Consider the following 852-nt stretch of genomic DNA (forward strand, 5'->3'; position numbering starts at 1 on the left):
CCTGATCACGTCCGACATCGACGACAACGACAAGCCGTACCTGACGGGCGAGCGCACGGTCGAAGGCTTCTTCCGCACGAAGCCGGGCCTCGAGCAGGCGATCTCGCGCGGCCTCGCCTATGCGCCGTACGCCGACCTGATCTGGTGCGAAACCGGCAAGCCGGATCTCGAATACGCGAAGAAGTTCGCGGAAGCGATCCACAAGCAGTTCCCGGGCAAGCTGCTGTCGTACAACTGCTCGCCGTCGTTCAACTGGAAGAAGAACCTCGACGACGCGACGATCGCGAAGTTCCAGAAGGAACTCGGCGCGATGGGCTACAAGTTCCAGTTCATCACGCTCGCCGGCTTCCATGCGCTGAACTACTCGATGTTCAACCTCGCGCACGGCTACGCCCGCACGCAGATGAGCGCGTTCGTCGAACTGCAGCAAGCCGAGTTCGCGGCGGCCGACAAGGGCTTCACCGCGGTCAAGCACCAGCGTGAAGTCGGCACCGGCTACTTCGACGCGGTGACGCAGACGGTCGAGCGCGAAGCGTCGACGACCGCGCTGCACGGCTCGACCGAAGACGAACAGTTCTTCGACGGCCAGAAAGTCGCCTGAGCTCCGGCAGGCGCAGGCACGCCGCGCGCGGCCATGAGCCGCCGCGGCGCGCGACCCGGCAAGACCAAGACCATATCGGGGAGCACTCGCCTGCGGCGCGCGTGGTTGCGCCATGCCCGCCCAGGATGTGCGGCGTCTCGCGACGCCGCGCGACATTCAAGCGCGCCGGTCCCTTGCCCGGCGCGCCGTTTTTTTTGCGCGACGCGTCGCAACCGAACGCCCGGCGATAAACGGCGGGCAATGAGCGACGG

At 66.1% G+C, this 852-nt stretch carries 1 pseudogene; it reads left to right on the top strand.

Annotation, left to right across the window (positions count from 1 at the left end):
* Positions 1–601: pseudogene (locus ACU8YE_RS23680) on the top strand (isocitrate lyase); the annotation flags it as partial.
* Positions 602–852 lie beyond the last annotated feature (251 nt).

The organism is Ralstonia sp. VS2407, assembly GCF_052950655.1.